The 19,453-nt window shown below is 43.3% G+C and carries 19 protein-coding genes; 6 read left to right on the forward strand and 13 right to left on the reverse strand.

What is annotated here, in order from left to right; genetic code table 11:
• Window positions 1-41 precede the first annotated feature (41 nt).
• The 7 genes from ACMXYN_RS07745 to gloB form a co-directional block, all read right to left on the reverse strand.
• The gene (locus tag ACMXYN_RS07745) at window positions 42-1,640 is read right to left on the reverse strand and encodes an ABC transporter ATP-binding protein (RefSeq protein WP_415894244.1); all 1,599 of its coding nucleotides are present in this window, start codon (window positions 1,638-1,640) and stop codon (window positions 42-44) included.
• The gene (locus ACMXYN_RS07750) at window positions 1,637-2,680 is read right to left on the reverse strand and encodes an ABC transporter permease (RefSeq protein WP_415894245.1); all 1,044 of its coding nucleotides are present in this window, start codon (window positions 2,678-2,680) and stop codon (window positions 1,637-1,639) included. Before ACMXYN_RS07750 ends, ACMXYN_RS07745 begins: the two co-directional genes overlap by 4 nt.
• Before the next feature lie 2 nt (window positions 2,681-2,682).
• Entirely contained in the window at window positions 2,683-3,780 is a 1,098-nt protein-coding gene (locus tag ACMXYN_RS07755; protein ID WP_415894246.1) for a microcin C ABC transporter permease YejB, read from the reverse strand.
• Entirely contained in the window at window positions 3,780-5,615 is a 1,836-nt protein-coding gene (locus ACMXYN_RS07760) for an extracellular solute-binding protein (protein WP_415894247.1), read from the reverse strand. The genes ACMXYN_RS07755 and ACMXYN_RS07760 overlap by 1 nt, the downstream gene beginning before the upstream one ends.
• A gap of 85 nt (window positions 5,616-5,700) precedes the next feature.
• Window positions 5,701-5,949 carry a hypothetical protein gene (locus tag ACMXYN_RS07765; RefSeq protein ID WP_415881414.1) on the reverse strand — a complete coding sequence of 83 codons (249 nt, stop codon included), beginning with the start codon at window positions 5,947-5,949 and terminating at the stop codon, window positions 5,701-5,703.
• 17 nt (window positions 5,950-5,966) lie between these two features.
• Window positions 5,967-7,547 carry a LysM peptidoglycan-binding domain-containing protein gene (locus ACMXYN_RS07770; RefSeq protein WP_415894248.1) on the reverse strand — a complete coding sequence of 527 codons (1,581 nt, stop codon included), beginning with the start codon at window positions 7,545-7,547 and terminating at the stop codon, window positions 5,967-5,969.
• A 359-nt stretch (window positions 7,548-7,906) separates the two neighbouring features.
• On the reverse strand, window positions 7,907-8,680 hold the full coding sequence (gloB, locus tag ACMXYN_RS07775; RefSeq protein WP_415894249.1) for a hydroxyacylglutathione hydrolase: 774 nt from the start codon (window positions 8,678-8,680) through the stop codon (window positions 7,907-7,909).
• A gap of 116 nt (window positions 8,681-8,796) precedes the next feature.
• Between gloB and ACMXYN_RS07780 the strand changes: the two genes are divergently transcribed.
• The 3 genes from ACMXYN_RS07780 to ACMXYN_RS07790 all read left to right on the forward strand — a co-directional run bounded on the left by ACMXYN_RS07780 (window position 8,797) and on the right by ACMXYN_RS07790 (window position 10,409).
• A complete protein-coding gene (locus tag ACMXYN_RS07780) occupies window positions 8,797-9,567 on the forward strand; it encodes a class I SAM-dependent methyltransferase (protein ID WP_415894250.1) in 771 nt (256 codons plus the stop codon).
• Window positions 9,554-9,988 carry a ribonuclease HI gene (rnhA, locus tag ACMXYN_RS07785; protein ID WP_415894251.1) on the forward strand — a complete coding sequence of 145 codons (435 nt, stop codon included), beginning with the start codon at window positions 9,554-9,556 and terminating at the stop codon, window positions 9,986-9,988. The genes ACMXYN_RS07780 and rnhA overlap by 14 nt, the downstream gene beginning before the upstream one ends.
• A gap of 112 nt (window positions 9,989-10,100) precedes the next feature.
• Window positions 10,101-10,409 (forward strand): DUF4124 domain-containing protein, encoded by a 309-nt coding sequence (locus ACMXYN_RS07790; protein WP_415894252.1) that lies wholly within the window; start codon window positions 10,101-10,103, stop codon window positions 10,407-10,409.
• A 37-nt stretch (window positions 10,410-10,446) separates the two neighbouring features.
• Here the strand turns inward: ACMXYN_RS07790 and ACMXYN_RS07795 are convergent, their stop codons facing one another.
• The 5 genes from ACMXYN_RS07795 to ACMXYN_RS07815 form a co-directional block, all read right to left on the reverse strand.
• Window positions 10,447-11,022 (reverse strand): DUF882 domain-containing protein, encoded by a 576-nt coding sequence (locus tag ACMXYN_RS07795; protein WP_415894253.1) that lies wholly within the window; start codon window positions 11,020-11,022, stop codon window positions 10,447-10,449.
• Window positions 11,023-11,136: 114 nt separating this feature from the next.
• On the reverse strand, window positions 11,137-12,426 hold the full coding sequence (locus ACMXYN_RS07800) for a L,D-transpeptidase family protein (RefSeq protein ID WP_415894254.1): 1,290 nt from the start codon (window positions 12,424-12,426) through the stop codon (window positions 11,137-11,139).
• Window positions 12,427-12,637: 211 nt separating this feature from the next.
• Complete coding sequence (locus ACMXYN_RS07805) at window positions 12,638-12,958, reverse strand: hypothetical protein (RefSeq protein ID WP_415894255.1); 321 nt, start codon at window positions 12,956-12,958, stop codon at window positions 12,638-12,640.
• Window positions 12,955-13,803 carry a hypothetical protein gene (locus ACMXYN_RS07810; RefSeq protein ID WP_415894256.1) on the reverse strand — a complete coding sequence of 283 codons (849 nt, stop codon included), beginning with the start codon at window positions 13,801-13,803 and terminating at the stop codon, window positions 12,955-12,957. The genes ACMXYN_RS07805 and ACMXYN_RS07810 overlap by 4 nt, the downstream gene beginning before the upstream one ends.
• 3 nt (window positions 13,804-13,806) lie before the next feature.
• The gene (locus tag ACMXYN_RS07815; RefSeq protein ID WP_415894257.1) at window positions 13,807-14,388 is read right to left on the reverse strand and encodes a PilZ domain-containing protein; all 582 of its coding nucleotides are present in this window, start codon (window positions 14,386-14,388) and stop codon (window positions 13,807-13,809) included.
• A gap of 214 nt (window positions 14,389-14,602) precedes the next feature.
• Here ACMXYN_RS07815 and ACMXYN_RS07820 point away from each other — a divergent pair, with 214 nt between their 5' ends.
• Window positions 14,603-15,847 carry a lipoprotein-releasing ABC transporter permease subunit gene (locus ACMXYN_RS07820; RefSeq protein ID WP_415884658.1) on the forward strand — a complete coding sequence of 415 codons (1,245 nt, stop codon included), beginning with the start codon at window positions 14,603-14,605 and terminating at the stop codon, window positions 15,845-15,847.
• Entirely contained in the window at window positions 15,840-16,529 is a 690-nt protein-coding gene (gene lolD / locus ACMXYN_RS07825; protein WP_415894258.1) for a lipoprotein-releasing ABC transporter ATP-binding protein LolD, read from the forward strand. Before ACMXYN_RS07820 ends, lolD begins: the two co-directional genes overlap by 8 nt.
• 36 nt (window positions 16,530-16,565) lie before the next feature.
• On the opposite strand, the gene ACMXYN_RS07830 is transcribed toward lolD, so the two are convergent.
• On the reverse strand, window positions 16,566-17,081 hold the full coding sequence (locus ACMXYN_RS07830; RefSeq protein WP_415894259.1) for a DUF2062 domain-containing protein: 516 nt from the start codon (window positions 17,079-17,081) through the stop codon (window positions 16,566-16,568).
• A 97-nt stretch (window positions 17,082-17,178) separates the two neighbouring features.
• On the opposite strand from ACMXYN_RS07830, the gene ACMXYN_RS07835 reads away from it, so the two are divergent.
• On the forward strand, window positions 17,179-19,413 hold the full coding sequence (locus ACMXYN_RS07835) for a DNA internalization-related competence protein ComEC/Rec2 (RefSeq protein ID WP_415894260.1): 2,235 nt from the start codon (window positions 17,179-17,181) through the stop codon (window positions 19,411-19,413).
• Window positions 19,414-19,453 lie beyond the last annotated feature (40 nt).

Genomic DNA, 19,453 nt, shown 5'->3' on the forward strand with positions numbered 1-19,453 from the left:
TTAGCACCGCTTCGTCTTAAAGTGGGAGAGGCATACTCGACTTATTGATTAAATGCGGCTGCCAGTAGCTGTTGTGTGTATTCAGCTTTAGGTGATGCAAAGATTTCTTGGGCATCACCTTGTTCGACGATATCTCCATGGCGCATCACTATTAGCTTGTGGCTTAGCGCTTTTACAACGGCTAAATCATGGCTGATAAACAGATAAGTTAAGCCATATTTTTCCTGAAGGTTACGCAATAGCTCCACAATTTGTTTCTGTACTGTGCGATCTAACGCAGAGGTGGGCTCATCTAAGACGATAAGTTCAGGCTTCAGTACAAGCGCGCGTGCGATGGCGATACGCTGCCGCTGACCTCCAGAGAACTCATGCGGATAGCGATGCCTACTTTCAGGATCGATACCAACCTCTTGTAGTACATCAATGATCGCTTGTTCGTGTTCAGCTTTAGATTCAGGCTGGTGAATATCGAGTCCTTCGGCAATGATCTCAGCAATAGACATGCGTGGACTCAAGCTGCCAAACGGGTCCTGAAAAACTATCTGCATCCGTTTACGTAAAGGTTTCACTGCTTTTTGGTCTAAAGGTGTAAGAGCGGTCTGATCAAACGTGATTTCGCCTTCACTGCGTTGCAGTTTCAAAATGGCGAGGCCTAATGTGGTTTTTCCTGAGCCGGATTCTCCCACAATGCCGAGTGTTTCACCGCGGTTAACAGATAAGTCGATGCTGTTTACAGCTTTAATATGATCAACGGTCTTTTTGAAAAAGCCTTTTGTAATAGGGAACCAGACTTTTAACTTTTCTGTTTCTAGTAAACGCTCTTGTTCGCATTGAACAATGGCAGGATTGCCTGATGGTTCTGCATCTAACAGCGTTTGAGTGTAAGGGTGTTGTGGTTGTGCAAATAGTTTAGCCGTTGGAGCCGATTCGACTTGCTCACCTTTATACATAACACAAACATGATGCGCGTAACGACGAACAATATTCAGGTCATGAGTAATCAGCAAAATTGCCATGCCCAGTTTTTCTTGCAGAGACTTAAGTAACTCTAGAATCTGCTCCTGAATTGTTACATCCAGTGCGGTAGTTGGCTCGTCAGCAATAAGCAGCTCAGGATCATTTGCGAGTGCCATCGCGATCATTACGCGTTGACGCTGACCGCCTGAAAGTTCATGAGGGTAGCTATTTAAGCGTTTCTCAGGCTCAGGGATGCCGACTAACTCAAGTAGCTCAAGAATCCGCGAACGAGCTTGTTTGCCGGTCATGCCTCTATGCAGTAATAGGGTTTCGCCTATTTGCTTCTGAATTGTGTGTAGAGGGTTGAGCGACGTCATTGGTTCCTGAAAGATAACGCTGATCTTATCGCCGCGTAACCGGCGCATCTGATTTTCGTTATAGCTCAGCAGATCTTGGCCATCATAGTGAATTTCACCGCTAGGGTGACTTGCTTTAGGGTAGGGGAGTAAACGCAGAACTGACATTGCGGATACGGATTTGCCAGAGCCTGATTCTCCTACCAATGCAAGAGTCTCACCTCGAGGTATATCAAAGCTAACTTGTTTCACTGCTTCTACAGCAGCTTCACTACCCTGATCAAAAGTGACGGATAGGTTGCGAACACTTAATAGCGGAGACGTCATGACACTTTCCTTGGGTCGAAGGCGTCACGTACAGCTTCACCTATAAAGATTAGAAGGGTAAGCATCAGTGCAAGGCTACAGAAAGCTGTGATACCTAACCATGGTGCATGAAGGTTTGTTTTTCCTTGTGCAACTAATTCTCCCAGTGATGGGCTGCCAGGAGGGAGGCCAAAGCCCAAGAAATCCAGTGCAGTCAACGTAACAACAGAACCATTAAAGATAAATGGCATAAAGGTTAGCGTCGCCACCATGGCGTTAGGAAGAATATGGCGGAACATGATCATACGGTTATTTAAACCAAGAGCACGGGCGGCACGAACATATTCGAGATTACGACCACGTAGAAATTCGGCACGTACGACATCAACAAGTTGCATCCAAGAGAACAGAAGCATAATGCCCAATAGCCACCAGAAATTAGGTTCAACGATACTGGCTAAAATGATCAGCAAGAACAGAACGGGTAGACCCGACCAAATCTCAATAAAACGTTGGAAAAATAGGTCAACTTTACCGCCGTAGTAGCCCTGAATAGCACCAGCAACCACACCGATCACTGAACTTGCTAAAGTCAAAACTACGGCAAATAGGATTGAGATCCTAAAACCGTATATGACGCGAGCAAGTACATCACGAGCCTGATCGTCTGTACCTAGCAGATTGTCCATTGTTGGAGGGGATGGAGCAGGTACAGGAAGATCGTAATTAATTGTGCTGTAGTTGTACTTAATCAGAGGCCAGATAATCCAGCCTTGCCCTTTATTATGTATAAGGTCTTGGATATAGGGATCTTTGAAATCCGCAGGGCTTTCAAATTCCCCGCCAAAGGTCAGTTCGGTGTAATCAACGGCGACAGGGAAATATAGATCGCCCTTATACGACACTACCAAGGGATCGTCATTTGCAATAATCTCTGCAAATAGGGATAGGATAAATAGCGTGCTGAAGATCCATAAAGACCAATAGCCGCGTTTGTTTTTACGGAAGTTTTCGATCCTGCGCTGATTGAGAGGGCTGAGTTTATTAACTAATACACCCATGATTAAAGCTCCCTGCTTTCAAAGTCTATTCTTGGGTCTACCAGTACATAAGTAATGTCACTGATCAATTTAAGTAATAAACCGATAAGGGTGAAGATATACAGGGTACCAAAGATAACAGGGTAATCACGGTTGATTACCGCCTCATAACCTAGCAGTCCAATGCCATCAAGGGAGAAGATGACCTCAATCAGCATAGAGCCGGTAAAGAAGATTGAGATAAGCGCTGCAGGCATACCAGCAATGATGATAAGCATAGCGTTACGGAAGACATGACCATAAAGGACTTTCTTTTCGGAAAGGCCTTTAGCTCTCGCCGTAAGCACATATTGCTTGTTGATCTCATCTAGAAATGAGTTTTTGGTTAGCATTGTTAATGTCGCAAAACTGCCGATCACAGTTGCGATAACTGGTAGGGTGATGTGCCAGAAGTAATCTTTAATCTGGCCCCACAGGCTCAATTCCTCAAAGTTAGGTGACGTCAGTCCTCGAAGTGGGAACCAGTCTAACCAAGTGCCGCCTGCAAAGATGACGATCAGTAAAATCGCAAATAGGAAGTTCGGAATGGCGTAGCCAACGATTATTGCGGTACTGGTCCAGACATCAAAAGGGGTGCCGTCTCTAACCGCTTTACGTATACCTAGAGGAATGGAAACAGCGTAAGTAATCAATGTCGCCCAAAGGCCTAAGGAGATAGATACCGGTAATTTTTCGATGATTAAATCGACTACCGATTTGTCACTAAATAAGCTATTTCCAAAATCGAAAACGGCGTAATTTTTTAGCATCTGCCAAAAGCGTTCGTGAGCGGGTTTATCAAAACCGTATAGCGCTTCGATCTCTTTTACCAATTCTGGGTCTAAGCCTCTCGCACCACGATAGCTACTGTCACCGCCATTCGCGCTGCTCGCTTCGGTTGTTAGGTCATTTTGTGCGCCACTGACTCGAGCCGTCGCACCGACATTAATGCCTTCCAATTGAGCAATGGTTTGCTCAACGGGGCCCCCAGGGGCTGCTTGAACAATGATAAAGTTGATCGTCAGAATTCCTATCAAGGTAGGAATGATCAGAAGTAAACGCCTTAGGATATACGCAGCCATTATTTAGCGTCCTCGGATGGTTTGATCCACCAAGTATCAAAACCTAGATTGTATTTAGGGCGAGTGCTCGGCATTTCAAATTTATCCCAATAAGCCACTCTATATTTATTAATATGGTATTGAGGGATAACGTAATGATTCCATTGCAGCACGCGATCAAGGGCACGAGTTCGTAAAACTAACTGCTCACGATCAGGGGATTGAATAAGCTGGTCTACTAGGTAATCAACCGCTGGATTTTTGATTCCGATGAGATTCCGGCTGCCTTCAACATCAGCACCAGAGGAATGCCAGTAATCACGTTGTTCATTACCCGGTGAGGAGGATTGACCAAATCCGCTTACAACTACGTCAAAATCATACTTACGCAGGCGGCTGATGTATTGTGAAACATCAACTAAACGAATGCTTGAGTGAATACCCAATCGTTCCAAGTTACGAATAAAGGGAGCGACTACTCGTTCGAAAGCAGGTGAATAAAGCAGCATTTCGATTTTAAGTGGTTCGCCAGTCTCTTTGTGGACTAACTTACCTTTTTTAAAGATCCATCCGGCTTGTTGAAGTAGGCGTTTAGCTTGACGCAGCTCGGTATAGATTCGGCCATTACCACTGGTTTCAGGAGCACGATAAACTTGAGTAAATACCTCGGTAGGGATTTGGTCACGAATAGGCTCAAGTATCTCGATCTCTTTTTCGGTTGGCAGGCTAGTAGCGGCCATCTCCGAGTTGGAGAAAAAGCTATGGGTACGGGTATAGGCGTTGTAAAAGATGTTTCTATTGGTCCATTCGAAATCAAATGCTAGCGCTAGTGCTTGTCTAACACGCGGGTCTTCAAATTGCGGTCGTCGAGTGTTTAGGACGAAGGCTTGCATGCCCGTTGGGTTTTCATGACCTAACTCTTTGACAATTATCTTGCCTGAATCTACTGCAGACCCTGTATAGCTAGTAGCCCAGCGCTTTGATGAATTTTCTTGACGGAAATCGTATTCACCAGCTTTAAAAGCTTCCATTGCTACCGTGTTATCCCTGTAGTAATCGTAGGTCAGAAATTCAATATTATGACGACCTCTATTAACGGGTAGGTCTTTACCCCAGTAATCAGGGCTTAGCTTATAGGTGATACTACGTCCGGCATCAAAACTATCAATCGTGTATGAACCAGAGGCAACCGGAATATCTAAACTCGGTCTTTGGAAATCTCTATCTTGCCAAAAATGTTTAGGCAAAATTGCAATTTCACCAACGATAAGGGCTAACTCACGGTTAAGGTTGTTGCGGAAATTAAATTTAACTCGGTGAGGATTAAGTGCTTCAACTGATTCTATGTCGGCATAGTATGCTTTGTAGAATGGTGCGCCTTTAGATCTCAAGGTTTCTAAACTGAAAACTACGTCTTCTGCAGTAATTGGGTGGCCGTCACTAAATTTTGCTTCAGGGCGTATATTAAAAATAATCCAGCTACGATCAGCTGGCACTTCTAGCGATTCAGCAACGAGACCATATAAGGAAAAAGGTTCGTCTTGAGCTTTACCAAGTAAACTATCGTATAGGAGGCCAAGCCCGTCAGCAGGGGTTCCTTTGACGATGAAGTTATTAAAGCTATCAAATGTTCCCAAAGCAGATTGAATGGCTTTGCCGCCTTTGGGTGCATCAGGGTTCACATAATCAAAGTGCTTAAAGTTGGCAGGGTATTTAAGGTCGCCATGCATTGCAATGCCATGGCTCGATGTAACAGCATCTGCCAATAGAGGTGCAGGAGTAAGGAAACTGAAAAGGCACAACCAAATACTTAATTTGCGTAGAGAAGAGCAAGTACGAGGTTTGAGTGTAAGCAATCTAAGGTTCCTTCTTAACGTAAATTATCTTTTATATCAGTGACCTTTGCTGGGTTCCAGTAAAAGCCACTGATAAGACTGTTCCTTAGCTTTTTTGTTCAAATTGTTCGGACAATTCAGTTAGCTGATTATGGAGATGCTTACGCTTAACTTTGGCGTCGACGAGTTGCTGATATTGCTGTTGTAGGAACGTTAGTTTTTCCTCATTGCCATCAGCTAGGCCTTTTATTAGGTCTTGATCCATCCACTTTTGAATGCGTTTATAAAGAATGACTTTAAACGCAATTGCAGTGACTGTCGCAAAAACAATAATAAAAATACTTGTTGCGTCCATGAGTCAGTCGTCCTGAATTAGTGTGCTCGGGTAACATCTACATACAAGGTCAGATGTTGCCCTGGGCGAATATACTTAGCTTTGTTGATCTTATTCCAACGTAAGATATCCGCCACATTAACATTAAATTTGTTGGCGATAACAGAAAGCGAATCACCTTGGCGTACCTTGTAACCCACTTTGCGGATTACTTGGCGATCGGTTTCATTTAGCGCGGTTTGTGTTGGTTTGCTCCAAATAACCAGTTTCTTACCAACTCGTAATGGGTCACCTGGTGCCATGCTGTTCCAACGTGCTAACTGGCGTACACCGACGTTGTAACGGTTGGCAATGCTCCAAAAACTATCACCTGACTGGACCGTGTGATGCTTTTGTTGGCGATCAGTTGTACGTGAAATGGTTTTCTGTCTGTCAGCATGACGTTGTTGCTGACTGAGGACATATTCTGTTGCCTGTTTACTTGCTGTTGGAACCAGCAGTGTTTTGCCTGCTCTGATATTGTTGCCGCTGATCTTATTAGTCGAGCGGATAAGGCTGACAGATGTCTTATATTTCTTAGCGATAGCGATCAAAGAATCGCCGGATTGAATTTTATAACGTGCCCACTTAACGCGTTGATCGCTTGGTAGCTCGGAGAGTGCTTTGGTAAATTGCTCGGCGTTATCAACCGGAACCAACAAACGATGTGGCCCTTCTGGCGCAGTGGCCCAGCGGTTAAAGCCAGGATTCAAAAGGTACATCTCTTTAGTGCTGATATCAGCCATAGAGGCAGCTTGAGCAATATCAATTTGGCTGCCGGTTTTAACAGCAGCGAAATGAGGTTCGTTCGGGATTGGTTGTAAAGTTAAGCCGTAATCAGCCGAATTTTTTACAACCTCAGCGACAGCTAAAAATTTAGGTACATAAGCCATCGTTTCTTTCGGCAGTTTTAAAGACCAATAGTCGGTTGGCTTATCTTGACGCTTGTTACGTTTAATTGATTTAGAAACGTTACCGCCACCAGCGTTGTATGCTGCTAGGGCGAGTAGCCAGTCACCGTTAAAACGTTTATGTAACTGTTGTAGGTATGTATAGGCAGCATCGGTTGAACTCAAAATGTCACGACGTCCGTCATACCACCAATTTTGCTTTAAGCCGAAATACTTACCTGTTGAGGGAATGAATTGCCATGGACCAGCTGCGCGGCCATGAGAGTAGGCAAATGGATCGTAAGCACTTTCAATAATTGGAAGTAGCGCTAATTCGACAGGGATGCCACGTTCAATAGCACTGTTTAGAATATGATGATAATAAGGCGCTGCGCGTTTTACCACCCGAGCCATATGGTTAGGGTGTTTTTTATACCACTTAAGCTGGGTTTGCACTCTTGGGTTATCTAAATGCAGATTCATCTGCATGTGAGTACGAGTGACTTCCCATAAATCCGTTGGGATGGCTTCAGTCTTCTCTTCAGGTGACTGGGTGTTACTGGCTTGAGAAGGCTGGTTATCTATCCCAGTATTAGAGGGAATAGTGTTTTTTTCGGTAACGGATTGGCAACCGCTTAATACTACGCCTGCAGCAATAGATAGCAGGACCGATTTAGAAGATGAAAACATGGTGCTCCGATGCTTAGGAGGTAACGGAACCTGCGAACAAGCCCTATACGACTCAGGCTTACAGAGCAATTGAAGCACGAGGCAATGATTACAGGCATGCTGGTTGCCTGTCGAAAATCATTAACGAAGTGATTCGGTTGCTCTGCAAGCCCCGTAGGGTGGACTCTAAAATGACCATCTACTTTGTCAGTCAGCTTGAAAAGGTCTAGACATTTCACTGTACTGACTTTCGCGTATCTGGTCATTTTATAGCCCACTGAGAACATATGAGGTTTATTCGCAGGTTCCCAAATCGATCCATTCTATCAGTGGCCCTTGAAGGGTCAAGGGTTCTCTGGAAAAGCTAGAAAATCAACAAATTAAAATTGATTCTTCCATTCTCTTATAGCTGCAAACACTGCTTCTTGGTCTAGCTCTGTCTGATGAGTGAATTGCTTTGCAGCACTAATGACGCTTGTCTGATCTGAACGCATAAAAGGGTTAATACGTTTTTCTTGAGCAATCGATGATGGCAATGTTGGGCGATCAGAATTACGAAGCGAAGTGCATTGGTTAATCGCATCTTTAACATCTGCATTGTCAGGTTCGACTGCCTCTGCAAAGGCTAGATTAGCCAATGAATATTCATGTGTGCAGTAAACTTCGGTGTTATCTGGCAATGAATGGAAATGATTCATCGCTGCTAACATCTGTTGTGGCGTGCCTTCAAACAAACGCCCGCATCCCGCTAAAAATAGCGTATCCCCGCAGAATAACTGAGGTTGCTCGGTGCTAGAAAAGTAGCTGATATGGTCGAGTGTATGTCCAGGTATCTCTTTAATGACCAGCTTTTGTCCCCATAGATCAAGTGTATCGTTTTCCTTAAGGGGATTGGTTATACCGGAGAAAGGAGAGTTATGAGGCCCATAAACAGGAACTTGATATCTGTCCGTAAGTTCTTTTACTCCGTCGGTATGATCGTAGTGGTGGTGTGTGATTAATATGCTGTCTAGTTCAAGGCTATTATCATTAAGGTATGCGATAACCGGAGCTGCATCACCTGGATCGACCACAGCGACTTTCTGGCTGTCAGGAAGCTTAAGGAGCCAAATATAATTATCAGAGAAAGCAGGAATTGGAGTAACGCTAAACATTTGACCGCCTCTATCAAGTGAAAGGAAAACCTTCATTTGCAGTGTTATAAAAGAAATATAATACTGCTTATATTACATTGGGCCAGTTCTAATTAGACAAAATTATGGCAAATAAGATGAGTCGCTCTTTAGAAGCTCAGCTCCCACATATTATGGCTTGGTTTGATACAGAATTAGGTCAAGAGCTTCTTCAAGCTGAAAGGGATACTGTAGAGCGTGTGATTGGTGCTCTGTTTGGCATGCACTTGGTACAGTTTTCAGTAGATAGTCGGATTACTTTATTTGAAAGTAGTCCAGTTACTCACTGTTTCTCTGTTATTCCCAAGCTTGGATTAGGTGTTGGCGATAATTGCATTGTCGCTGAAAATACTGAGATACCTTTAGCTCATGAAAGCGTTGATGTAGTGCTTCTTCATCATGCATTAGATTTTACTGATTCCCCCCATCAAGTCTTAAGGGAAGCTTCTAGAATTCTCAGACCTGGTGGGCATGTCGTCATTGTGGGATTCAATCCGGTAAGTTCTTGGGGGCTTTATCGACTGACAAAGCGAAAGAGTGATGTGCCGCCTTGGAGTGGTCGATTTCTTAGCCATAAAAGGCTATCTGACTGGTTAAAACTTTTAGAATTAACTGAACTGCGTCAACTTTCAGGTTATTATCGCGCTCCGTTTGCTAAAGCGAAATGGCGAAGTCGTTTTAGGCTAGTTGAAAGTGTTGCTAGGCGTTTACCCGGCCATACGGGTGCTTTTTCTGTTTTGTTGGCGCGTAAAGACATCGCTGGCATGACTCCGCTGCGTTCTGGTTGGGGATTAAGAAGGCTTATTACTCTGCCAGTCGCGGAACCCACTACCCGAAAATCATTAAGGAAAGTTTGTGAAGATCGTTGAAATATTCACTGATGGTGCGTGTAAAGGAAACCCTGGGCCAGGAGGATGGGGGGCCGTTATGCGTTATGGGGACGCTGAAAAGCAACTTTGGGGTGGTGAGCAGGATACAACTAATAATCGCATGGAGTTATTAGCTGCAATTAAAGCGCTTGAAACACTTAATCGTCCTTGTGAAGTTATTCTAACAACAGACTCTCAGTATGTCCGACAAGGCATAACTGAATGGATTGATGGTTGGAAGAAGCGTGGTTGGAAAAACTCACAGAAAAAACCAGTTAAAAATGCAGATTTATGGCAGCGCTTAGACAAAGCTACCGAGCCTCATTCAATCGATTGGCGCTGGGTAAAGGGACATAGTGGTCATCCTGAAAATGAACTGGCCGATCAATTGGCTAACCGTGGCGTCGAAGAGTTAGGCTAACAAAACTGTAGCTTTGCTGAAGTGCTCTCCGTCTGCGTACTCTAAACTACAAATTACTGTTGTGTGTTATTTGTACAAATGACTGCTATGCTGGGTAGAAAGGAGGCTCTCTATGCTAAAGCGGATTGCGTTTACTTCAGGACTTATTTTACTCGCAGCTAATCTTTCAGCTGGCGAAATGTACATGTGGGTAGACAGTGAAGGCGTAAGGCACTTTAGTGATCGACCACCACAGAGAGGTGAAAAAGCTCAAGTGAGAGGTGAGGTTACTACTGATGTATTAAGGGTTGATAGACGACCACCTAAGCCTCCGGTCGCTGCAAACAATAGTTCTGGTAGTACCAGTAATAAACCTTCAGCCCCAGAAAAACCAAAAAATGAGATAGAAGCTGAAGGTAATCAGGCCGAAAAAACAGAATAAGCCTGCCTCAACTGAAGAAAAATATTAGGAGATCGTTTTACGATCCCCATTGTCTTACTCTGCCTACATCAAGATGCACAAAGTTACTGCGTGTATATAGACCTACACCTCCAGACTTCATGCTCAATGCAGCACGTTGAAGATCTTTCACATCGACACCCGGAATGCGAATATCAATGGCTTTACCCTGCATGTGTAAGCTCTTTTTAGCTACTTTTCCGCTTTTACTGCTCAACATGGCATTGGTCTTAGGTGAGCGATAGGCAGATATAACGTGAATAGGTTTATGTTCCCCGAATGTTTGTTGCAGATCATGCAGTAACATAATTAGCTGTTGGTTCATTGGGTGAACTTGATCTGTTCTGTGATCGCGCAATAGGTGATCAAGTGCACCAAGGCTGTCTTTTTGAAAGCTACCTTCGGTGAAGAATGTACTATTTAACGCTTCGCCAGTGTGGAGGTTTACCAATGATAGCGAATGGTCTTTAGCCTTATGTATATTGGCGAATGCTGCAGATGGCATAGCGCTTAACGCTGATAAACCACCTAGGGCTTTTAAAAATTTACGACGTGTCGGGGAAGGGATAACAATACAATCTTTCTGATCGGTCATTAGGTATCAATACATCTGAAAAAGAAATGATTATGCCCGATCAAATAATTGTTTGTATATAAATTAACCAGCTATCTGCATGAATTATTCTTGAGTATATTTTGAGCAACTTGATTAATTTTGACGTGCATCTGTGCTTAGAAGTGCCTCTTGTAGCCTAGTTAAGTCATATCTATCGCGTTTATATAGGTCGTGACGGAAGTTTAAATCACCATCTTGATCAATAAACGCAGTCCAATAAGTTACATGTAATGGAATAGGGTCTAACAAACGTATGTGTTTAGTTTTCTCTTGTTCAAATAATGGATCTAGTTTGCTGCTATTCCAACCTTGCGTCATTCGCATGAGCTGATCTGCAAGTTGGCGTGGTTGCTCAACTCGAATGCAGCCTGAACTAAAAGCGCGCTTAGATTCATTAAAAAGGCTTTTAGCTGAAGTGTCGTGTAGATAGACTGAATAAGGGCCAGAGGTTAGGAATTTCACACTTCCAAGCGTGTTTGATGAACTTGGTGCTTCCCAAAAGCGTTGATAGTTTTCTCCTTTATATAGTTTGTTGTAATCGATATCTTCAGCAGCGATAAAGCGTTTGTTATTGCCCCAGCCAGTGACTAGGTTAAGTCTCGCTTTCTTTAGAAAACTTGGGTCTTTCTCAAGTTCAGGCACGATATCTTTATAGGCGATACTCTTAGGTACATGCCAAGAGGGGTTGATTACAATACGGTTTACTTCTGTTTCGAATATTGGGGTTTTCCTTTTTTTCTTACCCACTATGGTCTTCATGCTTAGGATTGATTTGCCTTGCTCAATCAGGTGTAGTCTAAAGTCAGGCACATTTACTTGAATGTAGCGGTCAGTGTTTGGTTGGAACTGCTGTAGTCGAAGAATATTTACGTATAACTGATCCACTCTTTTATGAAGAGAAACATTTAGAGTGCGTCTTGTTTCAGGGCCTGCAATACCATCAATCTTGGCGCCGTGTCTTTTTTGGAATCTCTCCAATGCTTCATGAAGTTCTATGTCAAACAGAGGGTCTGAAATGGATGAGCAGTTGGCTAATGAAAGATCACCCAGTGTAATTAGTTTTTCACGAATCAGCGGTACATGTGGATGGGTATCGCCAAATCTTAGCAGTGGTCCTCTTGGAATGGTTTTCCATTGCCGAGTATCTGCCAGAGCGCGGTACTTCTCATATTTCTTCTGTAGAATTTGGATCTGGTTTAAGTCACTTGCAAGATGCTTTACATCCTCAGCGTTGGTTAGTGGTTTTAATAGGTCTGCCGAAGTTTCTGTAACAGAATTTTGATTTGCTGATTGTAGAGGAGAGGTTGCGGCTAATTCCATACTTTGACATAGCGAGGCATAAGAGCCGAGAACGACCATAGCTAAAGCAAGTAAATACTGCATAACAAGCCTCCTGCTTCTATGTCTATTCTGCCGCATCCATTCGCGACAAAATGAAGGGGTTTTTTAATTACAGGTCCAGATTGGATATTCTTCAAGTTTGAGAACGTGAAGGTTTTTCAAGGGGGAGGGTAATCTATATAGCCTGAATTAAGGCTGAAGAGCACTCAGTAAAGTATATGATTCTGAGTGTCTTCGGAGAATGGAATGAATATTACTTCTTTTTATTTTTGCGTTGTTCTTTTAAGGCTTCGTCGTTTTTGTAGTACTCATCTTCATAGTATTGACCAGTGATCTCTAAGCGCTTTTCAATCCAGCGGTTATAACGCGACCAAATGAAAAAGCCAGGTGTCATCAACACCATGACGCCGACCATCATGCCTGCGCCTGCATATTTGGGTGGAACTTGCTGAATGGCCCAGTCAAGAAAACCTAGTTTATAGCCTGCGTAATACCACAAAATTAAGCCAGCGAAACCAATGCCAGCTGCTAAATGGTGGAGTTTAGTATTTTTGTTCGATTTTTCTTCTGTCATGTTTTCTTGTAGCGGTGTATACGCAAGCTCGGCAAATAAGGTTCGGGGTCGATAATTACATCACTCCGAAGCTGCCGTTTGCGTTGATCGGGGGGTGTAAAGGAGGGGGTATTATATTCCGGAAAAGCCTCTTCTGCATCTAAAGGGAAAAATAAAGGAAGCGGGCAGTTACGAGCTTTTCTTATGAGTTTGTCTTTATCTTTCCAAACGATATTCGCTCGCATCACTGGAACTTGATTTTGTAACTGTACTAGCACTTCATTACTTGGAATTTTGCCTAGTGCTTGAAGCTGAAGCTGTATATGCAATTGATTAGTATCCATAGCTAGCAGACGTTGCTCTGCTTCTTTAATCGATACTTTCTTTAAGCTTCTGCCACTACTGTACCAGCTAAAGGTTACTTTGTTTGGGCGCTTTTCAAGCAGAGGTATTTGGCGGTAACACTGTTTTAAATTTACGCGCGCCATGCCTTGTTGCTGAAGTGCTAGATTAAGTTCTTCGGCGCGTTTGTAGATAATTTGGTTTGGATCCCCGTGCGCTTCACGAAATTGTCTCACGCTAGTTTGAAAATTTTGCTTATGAGTATTGAGTTGGTGGATCAGCGGAATGATATGGGAAGGTACGCCAATGAGGCCGTATAGGTTTTCAGTGCGCCGGCCATCACCACCGGTTGAATGCCATATATTGGTGATAGTCTTTATAGCGCCTGTTAATGAGGGATCCTGTTGCTCATCACTAAGCAGCCAATATCTACAGTCATTTTGCTGGAGTTGAGTGCTTAGTGATTTTTGTGCTTGGTTTAATCGATCAAAAGCTTGTGTGAGTGCAATGATCCCTTTGCTCATTGCTTAAGCTTCTTGTGGTTCTTCAGCTTGTTGTTTACGCAGTTTAGCTTGGCTTTCGAAAATCTGGCGCGCCAAAATCATACGGCAGTTTTCAGGCATTTTAATGAATTCGACGCTGGTTAGGTGGCTACCATCTCCCATGGAATCACTTCTTAGGCACTGCGCATAGAGTAAAAGGCCAATGCATGAATCTGGGAATACGAGTTTAATAGATAAAAATGCATCTTTTGCAATGGCTTCGCTGTGTCGGAACTGCAAGCCGCCTTCAGATAGATTTACTTCTTGGATTGCACTTTGGCCCACGGTCATCTCGGTAGAGGCGATTGCTTGCGCGATACGCTCAATCTTGTTGTGCATCACGGTAAGCAGGGTTGCAACATTACTATCTTTTTCGGCAACTTTGCGTAAAAGATGACTGCTGTCACTATCAAGCTCTTGAAGCTGGCTTAGCAGCAAAAAGTTTGGCGAAACATCGAACTGAGTAGGACTTGGGTGATCAGAAATTTCTGATTCTGAAATGATCTTCAGTTCTAAAGAAACATGTTGGTCAATACGGAAATACTGACGGCGATCTTGTTCCTGCATGTCTTGCCCTCAAAATGATATTTCATAGATAGCTTGGAGTATATGAATAAACGCATACAAAAGCACCTATGATTGAATTATTTTAGCTATTCAAAATGTAAGATTTTTATAGAAACTATTGTTTTATTAACAGTAAGTTAAGACTTGTTGCTATTATAAAAGTTCAGTTGGATATCATTTTTACACGCTTGATCTTATGTGGTTTAATCGCCACATGTTTAAGCCCTTATCTATATTTATTGGATTGCGTTATACGGCAGCTAAACGCAATAACCATTTCATCTCCTTTATCTCTTTAGCCTCTATGTTGGGGCTGATGTTAGGTGTGGCTGCATTAATCATTGTCCTTTCTGTTATGAATGGCTTCGACCGAGAGCTGAAACAGCGCATTCTTGGTATGGTCCCGCATGCATCAATCAGTGGTTATGGGAAATCCATTGAAGAGTGGCCTGTACTCGTTGAATCGCTAGAGCAGAACCCTCGAGTGATCGCTGCTGCGCCTTTTATTCAGGCGCAAGGGATGTTGACCAGTCGCGGTGTTGTTCGTGGAGCGCTTATCAATGGCATTGATCCAGCTGAAGAGGCTGACGTTTCAATTCTTGGCGACCATATCCAATCAGGCACGCTTGATGTTTTAAATCAGCAACGATTTGGGATCGTTTTAGGTAATCTTTTAGCTCGTTACTTAGGCGTTAAAGTCGGCGATAAAGTTACCCTAGTTTTGCCGGAAGCGTCTGTCAGTGTTGCCGGCGTTGTTCCAAGGTTAAAACGATTTACTGTGGTTGGGATTTTTGAAGTGGGTGCAGAGCTAGATGCAAATTTGGCTTATATCCATATTAAAGATGCTGCAAAAATTAAGCGATTAGGCGAAGGGGTTGATGGTATTCGCCTTAAATTTGATGATTTATTTGATGCTCCAAAAGCTGTCAGAGAAATTGCAGCGGGCCTTCAAGGTTACTACCGAACCAGCGATTGGACACGTACACACGGGAACTTATTTCAAGCGATTCAGCTAGAGAAGCGCATGATTGGCCTTTTGTTATTCCTAATTGTGCTTGTAGCAGCTTTCAATATTGTTTCTACCCTCGTTATGGTCGTGACAGACAAAAAAGCAGATGTCGCAATTCTTAGGACCTTAGGTGCTACGCCAGGCAGAATTATGCGTATCTTTATGGTTCAAGGTACAGTCATTGGTATTTTAGGAACCTTGATGGGTACGGTTTTGGGTGTGACCTTGGCACTTAATGTAGCCGATATTATTGGCTGGGTGGAATCAACCTTTGCGATTCAGTTCTTAGATCCGAATGTCTACTTTATTAGTCAGTTTCCGTCCGATTTACAATGGCCTGATGTCGGTGTCATTACAGGCACAGCACTCATGATTAGTTTCCTTGCAACGATTTACCCTGCTTGGAGAGCATCTAAAACAGATCCTGCTGAGGCGCTACGATATGAGTAATCAAGAGATTGTATTGCAGGCGGATGGGGTTTCGAAAAGCTACAGCGATGCAGGCCGAGATGTTGAAGTCCTAAAGGATTTGGACTTTGCTCTCCATAAAGGTGAGCAGCTCGCCATTATAGGCTCATCAGGTTCAGGTAAAAGTACGCTGCTTAATATCCTTGGTGGTTTGGATAAGCCTACGAAGGGCAATGTGATCATTAACGGTCATGATCTACATGCAGGTTCCGAAGCTAAGCGTGCGCAAGTAAGGAATGAAACCTTGGGTTTTGTATACCAGTTTCATCATCTTCTTCCCGAATTTACTGCATTGGAAAATGCCTCTATGCCTTTGTTGATGAGAGATCAATCCATTAATAAGGTAAAAGAGGAAGCGCAAGCTGTCCTAGAGTCGGTAGGATTAGGTGAGCGATTGCATCATAAGCCTGCACAATTAAGTGGAGGCGAAAGACAGCGTGTGGCAATAGCGCGAGCGCTGATCGGGAAGCCTGCGGTTGTTTTGATGGATGAACCTACGGGTAATCTAGATCGCACAACTGCCGAAAGTGTTCAGGAGCTAATCGATAATCTTAATCAAGAATATGATATAGCTTTTGCGCTAGTAACACATGATCCTGAGTTAGCGCGTAAAACGGGTAGGGTACTAGAGTTAATAGATGGCAAGCTAATTGAAAAAGGGTGACATAATGTCACCCTTTTTTATTGTTCTCTAATCTGCTTACTTTGTACGTTTAGCTCGGTCTTTCCAGCTTTTACCGACATGCCAAGCCCAGAAGCCTTGTACTGTTAGATAGCCGAGTAAACCGAAGACTATCCCACAGATTACAGAGCCAAACAGTAGGGGCCACCAAACCAAGGATAAGCTGTTTTGGATGAAATCCATGCTCATCTCGAAATCGATCTGTTGGTTAGGATCTCCAATAAGGAAATCTCCAACTAGATATGTGAAATAAAATATTGGCGGCATAGTCAATGGGTTGGTAATCCAAACCAAGCCAACAGAAATTGGAAGGTTACTTCGGATCATTACCGCAAGAATAGCAGCGACGATCATCTGCATAGGTATCGGCAAAAAAGCGCAAAACAAACCCACTAAAAAGGCACGTGAAACTGATTTTCTATTAAGGTGCCAAAGGTTAGGTTCGTGGATGTGACTGCCGAGCCAGCTAAGATGTTTGTGCTGCTTCAGCTTGTCTTCGTTTGGCATGTATTTTTTTATAAGTTTGCGCGGCATCTTCTTATTTACTTATTATGGGCTAGCAAACGGGATGAGGGTTTATTATGCCCCTTACGTTCAGTTAAGCCAAGGAAACTAAAGCATGAGATCAAGGATGATCGCGATTGCTGTTGGTTTTGCGGTAGCACTTTTACAGCCGCAATTACTTTCAGTGACATTTTCTATCGCTATTGTGACAGTTATAGCACCTCTACTGATTTTAGCTCCGCGTATCAGGTCATCGCACTTGAGTTTTTTACTTGTCAGTTTTCTCTATGTAAATCTGTGGGGTGTTGTCCATCTTGATCAACGTTTACCGGAATCTATCAAACGCACAGATTGGAAATTACAGGGCGTCATAACCGATATACCTAGATATCAAGAGGGCGTTGTAAGATTTTTATTAGATGTTGACGAGATTCAAAGGGTGCAAGGGACAAGTACTGATGAAAATTTAGAGGTTAATCGACTTAGCCTTGCTTGGTATAACCCTGATTTAACACTTTCGCTGGGTGATCGTGTTGAGTTAACTGCTAGGCTCAAACCTCCACATGGTCTAGTTAATCCTGCTGGCTTCGATTATGAGCGTTGGTTGTTAGCTAGAGGCATTGATGCAACTGGCTATGTCCGTGGTCAAGTTGATGTTCTTTCGGATTCAGATAGTGGGGTCAGTCGTGCTCGAATATGGATTAATGAGTCCATACAAGCTCAATTTGAAACCCAGCAGACGATAGCTCTGTTTCAGGCGTTAACGACGGGTACTAAATCGATGCTGGAGGCTGAAGATTGGGATCTGTTGAAGCATAGCGGAGTTGTGCATCTTGCGGTGATTAGTGGGTTACACATTGGCTTTATGGCGCTCTGCGGCTGGTGGATCGGAAGGCTGGCTGGTGTTGTGTTTTATGGTATCAGCTTTCAGCACCAATTCCCCTATTTCGGCGCATTTATCTTAGCTGCTTTTTATCTCTTGATATCAGGTGCGGGTATACCGGCGCAACGTGCTTTTATTATGTTACTAGTCTTATTGATTACTGGTAGCAGAATGTTTTATCTGGATCATTGGACGAGATGGTGGGTAGCTTTTGTCGTTGTTCTTTTTCTCAATCCCCTCTCTTTTTTTGAGATAGGCTTTTGGCTCTCTTTTGCAGCTGTCGCTTTATTGATTTGGATATCTCAATTTTCGCGTGGATGGCGAATGGCCTTGAAGCTTCAATTCATGTTGATGATAGGTATGCTGCCTATCTACCTGTTTTACTTTTCCGGTGTGTCGGTAATTGCACCATTTTTTAATCTGATCGCTATACCGTTTTTTTCAGTGCTTGTTCCGTTGTTATTCCTACAGCTTGGGCTTACTTCTGTCGGTATAGATCTGCTAATTCCATTGCTGAACGGTATGTCCGATTTGTTTTGGTGGTCGGTCGAATGGAACCAAAAGATTGAAATAGGTTATTGGCAGTTAGATGCTCCGAACATTGTTGTATTGCTTTTAGTGGTGTTGGTTGCGGGATGTTTGCTGTTGCTGAGATTGTCGTTGCCTTCATCGGTGGTGTTGCTGCTGTTGCTGCCTGCAATTGTCGGTTCTAGTTCTAAGTATAAGGACGACTCTGATTTTAGGGTTTGGGTTTACGATGTAGGGCAAGGCTTAGCTGTCAGAGTACAGGTCGGGGAGTATCAATTACTTTATGATACTGGACCATCTTATCGCTCTGGTGGAACTGCATATGAAAGGGCGGTTTTGCCAGATTTTGAGAAGGCAAATATTGATTCAATTGATCATCTTGTACTGAGTCATAGTGATAATGATCATGCAGGAGGCGCTGCAGCTGTATTTGATTCCATCAAGGTGGACAGGGTAACAACATCTTATAGATATAAGAATGCAGAGGTTTGTACAGCAAGCCGTGGATGGCAGGTGAATGGGGTTGTGTTTACGTTTCTTGCAGGAGCGGAAGGTACGAATGATAACGATCGTTCATGCGTATTAATGATCGAGTCGCCGAATTGTCGGTTGTTATTACCAGGGGATATAGGTGCTCAAAAAGAACTTGAACTAATCCCTAAAGTTGCGCCAAGTATTGATTGGTTAGTTGCTTCGCACCATGGAAGTAAAACCTCTTCATCGACTGCATTTATCAACTCAATTAAGCCTTCAAATGTCATCTTTAGTGCTGGTTATGCGAACGTTTTTGGTCATCCTCATCCTGATGTTGTGCAGAGATTTGTCGATAGAGGGGTGAAAACCTATGAGACTGCCAAAGATGGTGCCATTATGCTAATTGCTGATGCCCATGAAGGGTGTAAAACAATAACAATGAGAGAGGATGAAAAACGATTCTGGAGATCGTTTTAATCTCTGTGATAGAGTACGCGCAGTCAAAGGAGAAATTACT

Source organism: Neptuniibacter sp. PT8_73 (assembly GCF_047778045.1).
In the GTDB taxonomy this organism is placed as follows: domain Bacteria; phylum Pseudomonadota; class Gammaproteobacteria; order Pseudomonadales; family Balneatricaceae; genus Neptuniibacter.

Bases quoted from the DNA above. Each gene is read 5' to 3' on its own strand.
- ACMXYN_RS07805 (WP_415894255.1), bottom strand. From the start codon at position 12,958: ATGACAGAAGAAAAATCGAACAAAAATACTAAACTCCACCATTTAGCA.
- ACMXYN_RS07780 (WP_415894250.1), top strand. From the start codon at position 8,797: ATGAGTCGCTCTTTAGAAGCTCAGCTCCCACATATTATGGCTTGGTTT.
- ACMXYN_RS07820 (WP_415884658.1), top strand. From the start codon at position 14,603: ATGTTTAAGCCCTTATCTATATTTATTGGATTGCGTTATACGGCAGCT.
- ACMXYN_RS07765 (WP_415881414.1), bottom strand. From the start codon at position 5,949: ATGGACGCAACAAGTATTTTTATTATTGTTTTTGCGACAGTCACTGCA.
- ACMXYN_RS07755 (WP_415894246.1), bottom strand. From the start codon at position 3,780: ATGGCTGCGTATATCCTAAGGCGTTTACTTCTGATCATTCCTACCTTG.
- ACMXYN_RS07830 (WP_415894259.1), bottom strand. From the start codon at position 17,081: ATGCCGCGCAAACTTATAAAAAAATACATGCCAAACGAAGACAAGCTG.
- ACMXYN_RS07800 (WP_415894254.1), bottom strand. From the start codon at position 12,426: ATGCAGTATTTACTTGCTTTAGCTATGGTCGTTCTCGGCTCTTATGCC.
- ACMXYN_RS07745 (WP_415894244.1), bottom strand. From the start codon at position 1,640: ATGACGTCTCCGCTATTAAGTGTTCGCAACCTATCCGTCACTTTTGAT.
- ACMXYN_RS07770 (WP_415894248.1), bottom strand. From the start codon at position 7,547: ATGTTTTCATCTTCTAAATCGGTCCTGCTATCTATTGCTGCAGGCGTA.
- ACMXYN_RS07790 (WP_415894252.1), top strand. From the start codon at position 10,101: ATGCTAAAGCGGATTGCGTTTACTTCAGGACTTATTTTACTCGCAGCT.
- ACMXYN_RS07750 (WP_415894245.1), bottom strand. From the start codon at position 2,680: ATGGGTGTATTAGTTAATAAACTCAGCCCTCTCAATCAGCGCAGGATC.
- ACMXYN_RS07795 (WP_415894253.1), bottom strand. From the start codon at position 11,022: ATGACCGATCAGAAAGATTGTATTGTTATCCCTTCCCCGACACGTCGT.
- gloB (WP_415894249.1), bottom strand. From the start codon at position 8,680: ATGTTTAGCGTTACTCCAATTCCTGCTTTCTCTGATAATTATATTTGG.
- ACMXYN_RS07810 (WP_415894256.1), bottom strand. From the start codon at position 13,803: ATGAGCAAAGGGATCATTGCACTCACACAAGCTTTTGATCGATTAAAC.
- ACMXYN_RS07835 (WP_415894260.1), top strand. From the start codon at position 17,179: ATGATCGCGATTGCTGTTGGTTTTGCGGTAGCACTTTTACAGCCGCAA.
- lolD (WP_415894258.1), top strand. From the start codon at position 15,840: ATGAGTAATCAAGAGATTGTATTGCAGGCGGATGGGGTTTCGAAAAGC.
- ACMXYN_RS07815 (WP_415894257.1), bottom strand. From the start codon at position 14,388: ATGCAGGAACAAGATCGCCGTCAGTATTTCCGTATTGACCAACATGTT.